Consider the following 13,636-nt stretch of genomic DNA (forward strand, 5'->3'; position numbering starts at 1 on the left):
GCTGTGCGCACCGACGGCACGCTATGGGGCTGGGGTGACAGCTCTTTCGGCCAGGTGGGCGATGGCAACACCACTTCCCGCCCGACGCCAATACAGGTAGGCCCGGCCGCCGGGTGGCGCAGCGTGACTGCCGCTGCACTTCACACGCTGGCCCTGCGCACCGACGGCACCCTCTGGGGCTGGGGTGCCAACTCCGGCAACCAGCTCGGCGACGGGACCTCCGACAGCCGCTATGCCCCCGTGCAAATCGGCACGGCCACGAGCTGGCAGCAGGTTAGCACCGGTACGACCCACACCGTGGGCATCCGCACCAACGGCACGCTCTGGGTGTGGGGCGATAATGAGCAGGGCCAGCTCGGCAATGGCCAGCCCTACAGCACCTCCGTGCCCGTGGTGGTCACAAGTGGTTCCGGTCCGCTGTCGGCGCGTGGGGCCCGCGGAGCTGCCGGCTCGTTGGTTCTGGTCCCCAACCCGGCCCGCGACATGGTTGCCCTCCCCGGGCTGGGACCCAATACCCTGCTGCGCCTGCTCGATGCCCAAGGCCGGCTGGTGCGCACCGGCGGCGGCGCGCGCTTGTCGCTGGCAGGCCTGACGCCCGGTCTGTATTTGCTGCAAGCCACCGTGCCCGGCCAGCCAGCTCGAACGGCCCGCCTTCTGGTCGAGTAAGTCCTCGTCTGGCGACGTCTGGCTGCCGCTCGTGAAACAGGTGCTTCTGTTACTCTAAGCAACTATATATTCCCCGATGGCAATCCCTGTTCATTACAGAATCAGCCGCTCCCTCAGGTACGGCCTGGCGTTCCTTATCCTGTGCTGTTGGCTGCTGATGGGACATCGCGCCGCAGCGCAGAGCTGGGAGCTGCTGGCTCGTACGCGGGGAGTGCAGCACACGGGTATCATTGCCTCGGCTGTCACCGCCAACCAGGATATGGTTGTAATCGGCAGCTACATCAGCTCGATGCAGTTACAGCCGGCAGCCTCCTGGACATCGGCCACCACCTACAACAATGGCTTCGTGGCCCGGCTGGCAGCTGACGGCCGCAGCTGGCGCTGGGTGGCCGACATTACCAGTACGCTTGGGGCAGGTGCCACCATGGTAACCATACTGCCCGATGGGGATGTGCTGATAGCGGGCACGCTGGCAGGAGGGGCCCAGTTCGGACCGTTCAGCTCGGGCGTCGTCAATGCGGCGTATGAAGGCTTTGTGGCACGCCTCGATGGCGCTACCGGCCAATGGCGCTGGTTGGCCCGCCTCACCACTCCCTATGCAGGCTACAGCCTGGTGCGGCCCGGCGGCCTGACCTTGCGTGCCACCGGCGAAGCCGTGGTGGTCGGCACCTTTAGCGGAACGATGCAACTTGGCAGCCTGTCACCCCTTAGCTCGTTGCCCCCTGGCTCGCTGGTGCAAAACTGGAATTTGTTCGTAGCCCGTCTGGACTTAACGACCGGGCAGTGGCTGCAGGCCTTCAGCGCGGGTGGGGCCGGCTCCGACGCCGCCTCGGGCGTGGTGGCGCTGCCGGACGGCGACATTGCGCTGGCCGGCGCTCTGCAGGCACCCTATACGCTCAGTGGTCTGCCGCCGCAGACGGGTACGACCGGGCGGCAGGCGTTCGTAGGTCGCCTCAACCCTGAAAGTGGCACGTGGCGCTGGATGCAGGCGATACAGCAAGCCAGTTGGGCCGAAGCCCAGCATCTCATTGCGCTGCCCAACGGCAATCTGGCCGTGAGCGGGCGCTACCAGGGAACCGCTCAGGTGGGAGCCATAGCTTTACCCGACGGCCCTGGCTCAACCAGCACGTTTGTGGCGTGCCTCACGGCCGGCCAAGGACAGTGGCTGTGGGCTGCCGCCGGGGCCGGCACCAGCCGCCCGACGGGTCCCGGCGGGCTGTGCGCTACCCCCGCTGGCAACGTCGTCGTCTCAGCCAGCTACTCGGGGCCGGGCCGGTTCGGCACTTTGCCCCCCGTTCCCAGCGTGAGCCAGGAAGGACCGGATATTTTTGTGGGCGAGTTGGCTGGCACAACGGGCCGCTGGAACTGGGTCACCCTGGCCGGGGGCGACGGCGGCACGGTGCGCAACACGTACCCCTTCGCGGGGGATGACTTTGCCGGGTCGGTGCAGGCATTGTCCAATCAGCAGCTGCTCGTCAGCGGCACACTCAGCAACCAGGCCCGCCTGGGAAACGACCCGACGACTCTGACATCGGCCCTAAGCGACGGCTTCGTAGCCCGCCTGACCGTGCCAGCGCCCTGCACCAATGGGGCGCCCCCGGCAGAGCTGCGCGTGGTAGCCAGCCCGGCTGCCTGTTGGGACGGCCGGCTGTTACGGGTCGCCGGCGTACCCCGCGGCAGTACCCTGACCTGGAGCACAGGCTCGACGGCCGACAGCCTGCTCATCACTGCCCCGGGCACCTACTCGCTCACGGTCAGGACGCTGACCGGCTGCGACTACCAGTTGGCCAGCACTGTCACAGCAAATGAGCTACGCCCCAGTATCCCGCCGAATATCATCACTCCCAACGGTGACCAGCTCAACGACGAGTGGGTGATTCCGAATTTGGCCGACAACACCCATGCCTCGTTTTACAATCGATGGGGCCGGCTGGTATATGAAACGCCCGCCTACAACAACCGATGGGCCGCTGACGGCCTGGCGGCGGGCGTTTACTACTACGTGTTGCGCCGGCCAGGCAAGTGCCCGGCTGCCTCGCTCAATGGCTGGATAGAAGTCGTGCGCTAGCCGGCGGCAGGGGCAGCGCAGGGGCAAGCCCGCTGCCCCTGCCGCCGGTGCAGGACCCGCTAGAAAGCGTCAGCGCAGGGTGTTGCCGGGCCTCCTCCCGCGAGCGGGCGGGCTACCGTCTCAGGTGTGTCTGCCTGAGGATGCCGTTGAGGCGCCCGGCCCCGGGGTGTTCGGGCCGGAGTTTCTGGTCGTGCTCACCTGCACGCGCGGCGCCTAAAACGGCGCCAGGCACTGCTGGCTTAGGCCCGGAGCATGAGCGTATGGTAGCGCTCTGCTCCGGGCCGAAGCCGTTTTTACACACCCGCTTACTGCGCCAGCTGCTCGTCAAGCAGCCGGAAGGGGCTCAGGCGGTCGAGGCGCAACACAAAACGGATGCGGTCGGTGAAGTCCTTGCGGCTGCTGGGCAGGAAGTTCTCGTACTGCGTACCGGCCACGGGCAGGTAGATTTGCAGCACGTCTTTGAGCATCGGCACCGCAAATTCAAGCAGCGGTACCGCCAGGCCGGCGTCGTAGTAGGTGTTGCGGCTTCGGCCGCCCACCACGAAGGGTTCCCGCGTCGCGCCAAAGTCGGCGAATACGGCCAGCGGCACCACCGGCACGTCAACCTGGAGGTTGACCGTAGTCAGCCAGTTGTTCGTGAATACGGGCATAAAGGCCTTGAAAGCACCGTCGCGGTCGTCGGTCTGGTGGTACTGGGCCGCGAGTGTGCGCGAAATCTGCGGGCGGTCCAGAAATACGGTTTGCCGGCGATAGTCGGGGCTGCCGCTTAAACCCAGGAAAAAGTCGCGGTTTTCATGGGTTTGCAAAAAGCTGCCGCCAAATAAGCGCACCTGCACTCGTTTGGTAGGCGAGTAGAACTGCTGAAGCGAAACCGCTCCGCGCAGCAGGAAGGCCGGGGCGTCGTTTCCCGTTTCGTTGCTGCGGGCACGCATGCGGTTGAGGTCCACCTGCCAGTTCCATTCCCGTAGCGCGTTGCGGATGCGGCCGCGGTAATCGGCCGTCACGATGTTCAGATTGCGGAGTCTGTCCTGGGTGTTGACGGCCGTGCCCGACAGCGTGAGCCGGTGCTGGGGCCCGTTGAAGGCCGAGTGGGGCAGCACCACGCTCACGCTGGGCTCCAGCTTCAGGTAGCGCTCGAAGCGCTGCACGGTGGCGCCCACCGTCACCGTCCGCGCCTTGCTGGCAGGCAGCAGATTCAGCTGCAGCGAGGCGATGCCGTTCACTTCTTTGCGGGCGAAACTGTACAGGGGCATGGCCAGGTATTGGAGCCGCTTGGGTGCCAGCAGGCTGTTGTAGAACGCCGCCCCCAGCATGAGCTTATCGGACGTGTTGGCGCCCAGCGCGGGCAGCCAGTTGATGGCGGCCTGGTCCCAGCGCTCGACGCTGGCCAGGGGCCGCAGGCGCAGGGGCTCGAGGCGGGGCGCCGGGCTGTTTAGCTGCAGCCGGTCGTCGCGGCGGTTGAGCTGCGGAGTGAGGTAGCCGGCGTCCACCACCAGCGACGCCACGCCCGCGCGCCGGAAACTGAGCGGCGACGCGGCTTCCGTCCCGGCGCGGCCGAAGGGCGGCGTCCAACGCGTTTCCAGCACCTTACCGTTGGCGTCGAGTGACGACACCGGCACGGCCCACGGCACCGGCGAGTCGGTGCGCACCTGCACCTGCACCCTGTCTTCCACCGCTAGCGGGGCGCTCAGGTAGGCGTTGTAGCGGTGCGTGCCGGTGAGCAGGTCGTTGAAAAACCAGCCCAGCGGCTGCCCGGTGCTTTCCTCAAACGAGGCCTGCATGTCCTCGGGGTAGGGGTGGCGAAACTTCCAGCGCTCGTAGTAGGCCTGCAGGGCGCGGTCAAACCGCTCCTGGCCCAGATAGCCCGCCAGGTAGTGGAGCAGCGAAGCCGTTTTATGATACGTCATCAGCCCGTAGTTCCGCTTACCAAACGCTGCCGAGGTGAGCCCCTGTACGGGCTGGTCGAGGCCACGGCTGGCCAGGACTTGGTAAGCCACCTGTTTTAGCGCTGTCGGGGGCAGGCCTTCCACCTGGCTGCGGATGGCGCGGTCCGTGATGGACGAGCCGCCGAAAGGGGTGGCTTTGATGCTATCGAGGGCGGCCAAGCGCTTTTCGAAGTAGGTATTCACGCCTTCGTCCATCCAGGCAAAGTCCCGCTCGTTGCTGCCCAGGATGCCGTAAAACCAGTTGTGCCCCACCTCGTGCACCAGGGCCTCGGGGATGCACACCGTTACCATGGGGTATTCCATACTCCCGGGCCCCACGCCCGCCTGGACCGCCGTGGCGGAAGAGTACGGGTATTCTCCCACCCAGTGGGAGTAGCGCATCAGCGCTTCGTTCACGTCTTGCAGGCCTTTTATCCAGCGCGTAGCCTCCCGGTTGGTGAACAGCACCCACGAGGTAACGGCGCGGCCCGAAGGCAGCGTCACGGCGCTTTTCAGCACATTAAACCGCTTGTCAGCAAACCAGGCGAAATCGTGCACCCGGTCCTGCTTGTAGCGCAGGGTTTTGGTGGCGGTGGCCGACGCCGGAAAGGTCAGGTCGTCGCCGAAGTCAGCCTGGGTGGTTTTCTTCGCTGTTTCGGCCGCTAGGCCTTCCAGGCGGGCTATTTCGTCGGGGTTCTGCAGCTCGCCGGTAGCGCCCACCGTGTAGTTGGCCGGCAGCGTAATCCGCACGTCGAACGAGCCGAACTCCGAGTAGAACTCACCCTGGTCGAGGTAGGGCATCGGATGCCAGCCGCGACGGTCGAGCACGGCGGGCTTGGGGTACCACTGCGTTATCTGGTAGTTCTGGCCCACGTGCCGCATGCGCGAAAACGGGCCGGGCAGCTTCACCCGAAACGGCGTGCTGATGGCCGCCGTGGCGCCGGCCGCCAGCGGCCTGGGCAGCAGAAGCTTGGCCACGTCGGGGTTGTTGGGGTCGAATTCCAGCGTGGCTGCCTGCCCGTCCACGGTGAAAGCAAGGCCGTCGATAAAGCCGCGCTGCGCGGCCGGGGCAAACGCAAACGCGCGGTTGCCGTTGCGCAGCTCCTGGCGGGCAAAGGCCGTGCGGTTGTCGCGGTAGGCATTGGGCCACAGGTGAAACCAGATGAAGGTCAGCGCCTGGAGCGAGTTATTGGTGTACTGCACCTGCTCGTGGCCCGTCAGCTCGTGCTTCCGGTCGTCGAGGGCCACGTCAATGGTGTAGTTCACTTCCTGCTGGAAGTAGGGCGCCGGCGTGGCGCGCTGGGCAAAAGCCGCCGCCGGCAGCAACGCCAGGCAGCAAATGGCAAGCAGGTGTCTCATTGAGCTAAGTATTCTTTCCATAACCGTTTCACGTTTTTCAAGCCGCAGCCCCCGCCGGCAGCGCCGCCTTAAGCCCAGCTCAGGCACCTGTTTTGCGGCCGGATGGTGCCAGGATCATGATTCTTAGGCTGATTGGCTGAGCCCTTACCTGGCTTGCGTAGTGGCCGCGCTTTGGGCCGTAGCCAGAGATGCAGCGGTAGAAGCGGTAGCAACGGGGCCGGCGACGAGCAGGGGGCGGAGCGCGTGTTTCATGGTATCGGGCAGGTGCAGGTTTGGGGGAAGGCCAGCCGCTGATCGACTGGGAACGACACAAAGCAACGGCTCCTTTTGCCCCCTGAAAAGCTTTATTCGACCAGCCCAGGGCCGAAAACGACCAATGGTGTCCGGCCGTTTTTTGTCGAAAAAAAAGCCCCCTTGGTCGAAACCCAAGCCCGGATTCCGGCCAAAAAAGGCCTTTTTGCCCGCACGTTCAACGCCCCCGTCGCCGCATCCGCCGCCTGCCCCAGGCCGCTTTCCGCTTGCCTTCGAACTCCTGCTTTGCGCCCTGTCTATAGGCGTGTGTGTGCCGTCGCTGAGGTGGCCCAGCAATGGCCTTAGAGTACCTGAAAAATCTGGCTCCGTATGCCCCGAGGCATGGCAAAGCAACTGGTTTTAGATGCTTTATGAGCCGTGGTAGCGTCTACCGCCTGAGCCAATTGTGAGCCCATTCAGTTGGTTCAAAAAAACCATTGACAACGTGTGTGCAGCACATTTGTCGTTGGCGCTTGCTTTTGCTGAGCCTATTGTGAGCCCATTACCCAGCGTTCCACCAGGGGGCACTTATTGCTGGTCAAACGCAACCAGCCGCGCCGCAATACCCCGCATGGTATGCATTACTTCTTCAAAGTCTGGGGCCGGCCGATATAACAGTTCCGGCAACTCGCGCTCATAGGCACGGCGGGCGAGTTGCAGGTTCGTGGCCCCCCCCTGGTAGGCCCAGCACTAGCTCAGGGGCCGGCCTTTCCACTCCTGGGTCGGGCCCTTCACACCGGCGGTGACATCGGCGGCCTGCACGGCGCGTAGTAGCACAAACATGTCTTCGCCCGGCAACAGTGCCTGTACCTCCTCGTGACCGGCCAGCTTGTGCAGGTCGTAGAGATGCCGCACCTTACTGCTCACGTCCAGGGCTGGGTCGGGTTCGTAAGACGCCCGCACCAGCGCCATGATTTTCTCCGCAAAGGTGCGCCTCAAGCTGAGTACGTTAAAGTCGAAGGCACGCAGCCCGAACTCGTCCAGCTCCGCCTCCAGTCCCCGCGCTGCAAACACATCAGCGATATAGGAGCTCAGTGGTAGCCGCACCACGGGGTGAGGCTCCCCGAAAGCGGTTATCTCCAGCAGAATGTTCTCGCCCGCCACGGTTGACGTGTGCGGGAACGTTCTGGGGTAGCGGTGGTAGACGCGCCGAATCTGCCCCATCTTATTATTACCTGGTACTTCCGGCAACTCTTCAGCAGTACCTGTCCCCACGGCCGCGTGGTGCACCTGCCGAATGAGTGCTTTTACGGTAGCGCCGGTGCGCCCACCCAGCAGCACGGCCAGGTCCACATCTTCCGAGAATCTGTCAATGAGCCGGTACGCTTTTGAAAGAGAGGTGCCGCCCTTGAACACGACCTCCCGGGCCACGGGCGACTCGGCCAAGTTACGCAGCACCCACGTCACCCAGTAGTCTTTTTCAATCAGGGCCTGGCTCAGCCCTGTTTCAGTTGCGGTAAGCAAAATGGCCTCTCCGAACACGTCGGGCAGGTGGTGCAAAGTCATTGGATTCGCCACTGGTCGCGATTAGGTAAGTCAACCGCGGACAAGCCGAGGCGGTAAATGGTTAAGGGATTAAGGCTTTGGCGCAGCGGCGGCGTGAGGGTCTGCTCGCCTATTTGTTCCAGCACTGCGCCCAGCAGTGCGCGGGTGGCGGGGTTATAAGTCAGTGCCAGGGACACTAGGCGGCACTTGTCGGCAGCCGGTAACTTCCGCACCTTTTCCCGTAACTGAATAATCAATTTGGCCGGGCGGGCGTCGGGTACGCGCTTGATGCGGCGTAGCGCGTCGAGCAGCTGCCGCAATTCCACCTCTTCTGGGCGGACCGCGCCGGCGTTGCGCACGTAGCGCACGCGCACCGTACCGATTTGTTTGGCGGGTTTAGGCCGGGGCGTGGCAATTTCAATTTCCCGAGGCACCTGGGTGGTCAAACCGAGCCGATTGAAGATGGCCGTGCCGGTGGGGTACTCCAGGCGCCCGGTGGCCGGCGCCTGGAGCAGGGATTCCAGCACCTGTTGCTCGCTGGGTGGCACCGCCCCAAAGCGGCCGTTCGGAGCTACCCGGTAGCGGCCCTTGGCTACGCGCTGCACCTGCCCCGTGCGGGTTAGCCGGTTCAGCGCCGAGGCCACGGCCGGTGCGCTCAGGCCCAGTGCCTCGAAGTCCGTGAAGCGCACAATCTGCCCCGGCGTGAGCTGCAGCAAACGCTGCAGCAGGCGCTGCTGGGTGGGCGAGGTACGGGAACGGGCCATGGCTAGTAAACGAAAAGTGAAGATACATCATCACCCTAAACGCTAAAGTTTTTTGATCAAAAACTTTGCGTTTAAATCATCAGAAACTTGACTTATAGCGCACTATTCCTAAGCGTCTGCTTGAACTTGGGCCATGACGAAGCGGACGGGAAATCGGTCACGCTGCGTTGCGCGTCGGCCAGGTAGGCAAAAACAGGCCGCTCGCGGACCTCAAGGACCTCCGTTTTAAGGCGTGACCACAACCTTCGGTCTGCGCATTGTCGTAGCAGTCGCCGCGGCGGCTCTGCCAGCGCAACGCCTCATGGTCGTGGAGCAACTGCCGATAGGCGTTGCCGCAGTATTGCCCGCCGCGGTCGGAGTGGACGAGCAGGCCCGGCGCGGACGGCTGGGGCCAACACGCCCGTTGCAAGGCACTGGTCACCAGGCCTTCGGACATCGTTGTCCCGACCTGCCAGCCCATGACCCGCTTGCTGGCCATGTCCTGAAAAACGTACAGGTAGACCCAGTTACCGTTCCTAGGTACCGTTGGCCAGCGGCAGATACTTGATGTCGGATACCCACACGCGGTTGGCCTGGGTGGGCTTGGGCTGGTCGTGCAGCCGGAGAAAGATAAGACCCTAGTCTATCCATATTTACCCGACCACCTCACTTTCGGGTGCGCCTGAGACGGTGGCAGCAACGGTGCTACCATAGCCCATAACTCATCTGAAACCAGTTGCTTTCCCATACCTCTAGCATACGAAAGCTGGTTTTGTCAGGTACTCAAAGCAAAGGATTGATCCTGAGTTGTCTTTTTGGTGTTCAATACAAATATCAATTGCCATTATTGACTGGTAAATCATGCACAAAATCCGACATGAAAGTTTAGCGCATGATTTATCAGTAACCATTGGGTATAACCATGAATTAATACATGTTGCATGATATCCCATTCAAAATGGGCATTTTTTAGGCATTTATGACTGATACATCATACAATAGGTGGGCAGCGATGAGCGATGATGCTTTGGCAGCGCACATTGGCGCCTTTGTGCGGCACCACCGACTGGCCCGCAACAAATCGCAAGGAGCCATTGCCCATGCTGCCGGCGTCAGCCGGTCAACTCTGAGTTTATTGGAAAGGGGACAAACAGTAACAGTTGCCACCCTAATTCAGGTGCTGCGGGTGCTCGATTTGCTCTACACCATGGATGTGTTCACGATCCCCACACTAATCAGCCCGCTAGCCATTGCCAAGCCAGAACAGAAAAAGCGAATCAGAGCAAGGCCAACCGGCGAAGGCAACAAAGCGCCACAGGGTAAGAGACGAAATACCGATTGTTGACATCCTCTCCCGCCTAAAGGCAGGGAGATTCCCTTCGGCGCACAATGTCCTGTGCGGAACGGAGGATGTTGGTAGCGGCATTCCGGTCACGGTCATGACTTGTTCCGCAGCTACTACAGCCCCAAGTTCTTACCCCCAACGCACTTAGTCCACTCGGTCCACTTCGAGTGAAGCAGACCGAGCAAGTCACGGTAGAGAAAGATTCATTGACTTCGAGGTACGTGATGCCAAGCCTGATGGCTTTGTAGGAAAGCATCGTTTTGAAGTCCGCCCAGCCTGCATCAGATACAGACTTAGCCATTGATGTCTTTTTGAGCTTGGAACTACTCACGTTCCCCACCACCAATACATCGTACTCGTTGGTCAGCAACGTGGTTTGCTTGTGGTTCCAGTCCTTACGTTTGTTCTTGATTTTCGCGTGGATGCGCGTTACTTGTTTCTTTTTGCGGGCGCGTTGGGCTACCGCCAGCTTGACCTCGAACTTTCGGGTCAGGTTCTCGCGGCTCAGTTGTATACCATCGGAGAGGGTAGCAATGGTTTTCAACCCCATATCTACGCCCACTTCTTTGCCGGTCGGCTGGCGTTCGGGCGTGAGGTCTTCGCACACGAAGTTCACGTACCACCTGCCTTGTGCGTCTTCGGCAAAGGAGCCGAAACGCACCTTGCCGGGTAGTGGGCGCGAGTTCCAGAAGCGGAACGTCTGCCCGTTGTAGGTTACGGAATCGGCGCTAACCTTCACACCCACAGCTTTGAACGGCACCCATCCCAACGAGCGTTTGCGGCTGCGCCAGTTGAGTTTCGGGCGCTTGAATTGCTTACCGCACTTGCAATATTCATCTACTACGGCTTGCACCGTTTGGCTATGCAAGCCAAACTCTTTACCAACGCCAGCGGTCAACTTATGTAGGTCGAAGGCAGAAAGCAGCTTGCGGCGAAACGACCACTGATAGGCATTGCGCTCGTTGGCATAGTTCCAAATATCATTTACGCCGAAGCCCAGCTTACGCAGGCGAACCCGGCAAGCTGAATCTTTGAGGCGGAAACGATAGGTAGTGAGTTTCATCTACGCAAATATACGAAACAACATACTATATTTGCAACATGAGCAAGCAAAAACCACCCTATCAAGTACGTATGTCGGATGAATTGTATGCGTTGGCACAAGCAAGCGCGAAACGGCTGGGTATTTCCTTCGCCGCCTATGTTCGGATGCTGATAGCGAAAGACCAGACGAAACCCTAACGCGAGATGGCCGCTGCGCGTCAGTTTCGATTCATCCCCTGCCTAAAGGCGAGGGGCTTTCTCTCAACAAAAATCGTAACGATGAAAGCCGCTAGAGCCCATATTTGGGGAGAGTTAGTGGGGGCCGTCATCTGGGACGAAGCAACTGGTCTCGCCACCTTTGAGTACGACCCAACCTTTAAGACAAGGGGTGGATTTGGCGCCGCTTAAGATGCCTATTACCTCGTCGTAGACCATCTTCTCCTTCCCCGAACTGCGCCAAAAACCCGACAGCGGACTTGATGCATTCAAGGGCCTACCCGGGTTGCTCGCCGATGTGTTGCCCGACCGCTATAGCAATGAACTCATCAATCTGTGGCTAGCGCAGCAGGGCCGCCCAGCGGATAGCATGAATCCGGTGGAGATGCTCTGCTTTATCGGCCAACGGGGCATGGGTGCACTGGAATTTGAGCCTGCCTCGCTATAGGAAAACGAGAATACGTTTTCCGTTGAAATCGACAGCTTGTTAGCAGTGGCGCAAAAGATGCTTTCCGCCAAACAGGAGTTTATGGCCCACATGAATCAGGGTGAGGAAAAGGCCCTGGTGGAAATCCTGAAAATAGGTACTTCCGCCGGGGGCGCTGTGCCCAAAACAGTGATTGCTTACAACGAAAAAACGGGCAAGGTAAAGTCCGGGCAAACCAAAGCGCCCCAGAGCTTTGAACACTGGCTGCTCAAACTCGACGGCGTGAGTGATGTTCAGCTGGGAGCTACCCACGGCTACGGGCGGGTGGAAACGGCCTACTACACTATGAACCTCGCTTGTGGCATCGAGATGATGCCCTCCCGCCTGCTGGAAGAGAATGGCCGGGCGCATTTTATGACCAAACGGTTCAACCGGGAAGGCGGTAGCACCAAACACCACGTGCAGACGCTGTGCGCCACCAAGCACTTCGACTACAATGCCGTGACCAGCTATAGCTACGAACGTTTCAAACGATGCGGGAGCTTAGGCTTACCTATCCCGAAGCGGAGCAGATGTTCCGGCGGATGGTGTTTAACATGATGGCGCGCAACTGCGACGATCACACGAAGAACTTCGCGTTTCGGCTGAAACAAGGTCACGAGTAGGAATTAGCTCCTGCCTACGACGTGTGCCACTCGTATCGCCCCTGAAGCCCCTGGGTAAGCTAGCACGCGTTGAGCGTTAACGGCAAGCGACAGAGTATTTCCTGGGATGACTTGCTCACCATCGGACGCTCCATCCGGTCGAGAAGCGCAGGTGATAAAGCCCAAAGTATCATCACAGAAATCAGGGATACCCTTAGCCAGTGGCCCGCCTTTACAACCATGAACGCAGGAAGCTTACATCACGACCTATATAAAAGAAGGGTAGGCTTCCTTTCTATAGGCACTGTCACCGCTTTCTCTAGCGGACGACGACCATTAATGCTAAAGTAAAATTATAAGGACTGATAAGGTTTACTTATCGTTCCTTACATTCGTGGAGCGAAAATCACTAATTTTCGCTTCGCTACTCCTTTATAATATGGCTACCGAAAATCAGCTGCCCGCCGTCACGTCTCCGCCCGCCGCCCAAGTGCCCGCGCACCTGGTCGATTCCACCCGGCGCTACGTCGAGTCCGGCCTGCGCGGAGCGGCCAACACAGTGCGCGCCTACGCCGGCGACTGGAAACGCTTCTCGGTTTGGTGCGCGCTGCACCAGCTCGAGTCATTGCCGGCGCCAGTTGAAGCTTTGGTCGGATTTCTGACGGAGCTGGCCGACGCTGGGAAAAAGTATGCGACCATCGAGCGGCACGCCGCGGCCATTGCCAAAGCGCATGAGTTGGCTGGCGTGGAGTCGCCCACAGCCGACAAGAAACTCAAGGTGCTGTTAAAGGGTATTGCCCGCGAAATTAAGACGCGGCAAAAGCAGGCACCAGCGTTTTCACTGGGCAGCTTCAAGCGTACCATCCGCAGCATCGACGTCAGCGTGCCCGCCGGCCTGCGCAACCGGGCCCTGCTGCTTATGGGCTTTACCGGGGCATTTCGCCGCTCAGAACTCGAGGCCCTGAACATCGAGGACTTAGCCTTCGACGACGACGGGCTGGTGGTGACGCTGCCGCAAAGCAAAACCAATCAGCTAGGTCAGGCGGAGGAGAAAGCAATTTTTTACTCTCCCGATTCTGCGTTATGTCCTATACGTTGCCTGCAGGCTTGGCTGAGAATATTAGGACGAAACGAAGGCCCGGTGTTTGTGTCGCTGCGCAAGAATAACCAGGTGACTGCTAGACGTATGACTACCAAGTATACTAACCTGATTGTCCAGCAGTATATGGGCAGTCAGTTCACGGCTCACTCCTTGCGGGCTTCGTTTGTTACTGTCTCCAAGCTTAATGGGGCCGATGACAGCAAGGTCATGAACCAGACCAAGCATAAGACGTCGGCCATGATCCGCCGTTATACCCGCCTCGACAACGTGCGCCAACATAACTCTGCGAAAGAACTGGGACTATAGCTTCTATTCGTTGAT

The 13,636-nt window shown here is 60.5% G+C and carries 10 protein-coding genes and 1 pseudogene; 6 read left to right on the forward strand and 5 right to left on the reverse strand.

Annotated features, from left to right (window positions below; all coding sequences use genetic code 11):
• Window positions 1-3 precede the first annotated feature (3 nt).
• Window positions 4-666: a hypothetical protein gene (locus N008_RS20380; RefSeq protein ID WP_052381806.1), complete on the forward strand. Its 663-nt coding sequence runs from the start codon at window positions 4-6 to the stop codon at window positions 664-666.
• 157 nt (window positions 667-823) lie between these two features.
• Complete coding sequence (locus N008_RS20385; protein WP_197062912.1) at window positions 824-2,734, forward strand: gliding motility-associated C-terminal domain-containing protein; 1,911 nt, start codon at window positions 824-826, stop codon at window positions 2,732-2,734.
• A gap of 305 nt (window positions 2,735-3,039) precedes the next feature.
• Here the strand turns inward: N008_RS20385 and N008_RS22050 are convergent, their stop codons facing one another.
• The 4 genes from N008_RS22050 to N008_RS24310 all read right to left on the reverse strand — a co-directional run bounded on the left by N008_RS22050 (window position 3,040) and on the right by N008_RS24310 (window position 9,099).
• Window positions 3,040-6,018, reverse strand: coding sequence for a M1 family metallopeptidase (locus N008_RS22050; RefSeq protein WP_156109450.1), 2,979 nt, complete (start codon window positions 6,016-6,018; stop codon window positions 3,040-3,042).
• A 981-nt stretch (window positions 6,019-6,999) separates the two neighbouring features.
• Window positions 7,000-7,815, reverse strand: a complete 816-nt coding sequence (locus N008_RS20395) for a nucleotidyl transferase AbiEii/AbiGii toxin family protein (RefSeq protein WP_052381809.1) — start codon at window positions 7,813-7,815, stop codon at window positions 7,000-7,002.
• Window positions 7,812-8,558, reverse strand: a complete 747-nt coding sequence (locus tag N008_RS20400; RefSeq protein ID WP_044018081.1) for a DUF6088 family protein — start codon at window positions 8,556-8,558, stop codon at window positions 7,812-7,814. Before N008_RS20400 ends, N008_RS20395 begins: the two co-directional genes overlap by 4 nt.
• Before the next feature lie 157 nt (window positions 8,559-8,715).
• On the reverse strand, window positions 8,716-9,099 hold the full coding sequence (locus N008_RS24310; protein WP_410471207.1) for a DDE-type integrase/transposase/recombinase: 384 nt from the start codon (window positions 9,097-9,099) through the stop codon (window positions 8,716-8,718).
• A 417-nt stretch (window positions 9,100-9,516) separates the two neighbouring features.
• Here N008_RS24310 and N008_RS22530 point away from each other — a divergent pair, with 417 nt between their 5' ends.
• Window positions 9,517-9,882 (forward strand): helix-turn-helix domain-containing protein, encoded by a 366-nt coding sequence (locus tag N008_RS22530; protein WP_071884581.1) that lies wholly within the window; start codon window positions 9,517-9,519, stop codon window positions 9,880-9,882.
• A gap of 13 nt (window positions 9,883-9,895) precedes the next feature.
• Here N008_RS22530 and N008_RS20410 read toward each other — a convergent pair whose 3' ends face one another.
• On the reverse strand, window positions 9,896-10,945 hold the full coding sequence (locus N008_RS20410) for an RNA-guided endonuclease InsQ/TnpB family protein (RefSeq protein WP_052381810.1): 1,050 nt from the start codon (window positions 10,943-10,945) through the stop codon (window positions 9,896-9,898).
• 495 nt (window positions 10,946-11,440) lie between these two features.
• On the opposite strand from N008_RS20410, the gene N008_RS24315 reads away from it, so the two are divergent.
• The 3 genes and pseudogenes from N008_RS24315 to N008_RS20420 all read left to right on the forward strand — a co-directional run bounded on the left by N008_RS24315 (window position 11,441) and on the right by N008_RS20420 (window position 13,621).
• Window positions 11,441-11,590 (forward strand): HipA N-terminal domain-containing protein, encoded by a 150-nt coding sequence (locus N008_RS24315; protein ID WP_410471194.1) that lies wholly within the window; start codon window positions 11,441-11,443, stop codon window positions 11,588-11,590.
• Between the two features lie 90 nt (window positions 11,591-11,680).
• Window positions 11,681-12,234, forward strand: a pseudogene (locus N008_RS23655) (type II toxin-antitoxin system HipA family toxin).
• 418 nt (window positions 12,235-12,652) lie between these two features.
• Window positions 12,653-13,621, forward strand: coding sequence for a tyrosine-type recombinase/integrase (locus N008_RS20420; RefSeq protein ID WP_044018083.1), 969 nt, complete (start codon window positions 12,653-12,655; stop codon window positions 13,619-13,621).
• Window positions 13,622-13,636 lie beyond the last annotated feature (15 nt).

The organism is Hymenobacter sp. APR13, from assembly GCF_000737515.1.
Taxonomy (GTDB): Bacteria; Bacteroidota; Bacteroidia; order Cytophagales; family Hymenobacteraceae; genus Hymenobacter.

Coding starts and splice junctions, on each gene's coding strand:
- N008_RS20385 (WP_197062912.1), top strand. CDS start 824: ATGGGACATCGCGCCGCAGCGCAGAGCTGGGAGCTGCTGGCTCGTACG.
- N008_RS22050 (WP_156109450.1), bottom strand. CDS start 6,018: ATGAGACACCTGCTTGCCATTTGCTGCCTGGCGTTGCTGCCGGCGGCG.
- N008_RS20395 (WP_052381809.1), bottom strand. CDS start 7,815: ATGACTTTGCACCACCTGCCCGACGTGTTCGGAGAGGCCATTTTGCTT.
- N008_RS20400 (WP_044018081.1), bottom strand. CDS start 8,558: ATGGCCCGTTCCCGTACCTCGCCCACCCAGCAGCGCCTGCTGCAGCGT.
- N008_RS22530 (WP_071884581.1), top strand. CDS start 9,517: ATGACTGATACATCATACAATAGGTGGGCAGCGATGAGCGATGATGCT.
- N008_RS20410 (WP_052381810.1), bottom strand. CDS start 10,945: ATGAAACTCACTACCTATCGTTTCCGCCTCAAAGATTCAGCTTGCCGG.
- N008_RS20420 (WP_044018083.1), top strand. CDS start 12,653: ATGGCTACCGAAAATCAGCTGCCCGCCGTCACGTCTCCGCCCGCCGCC.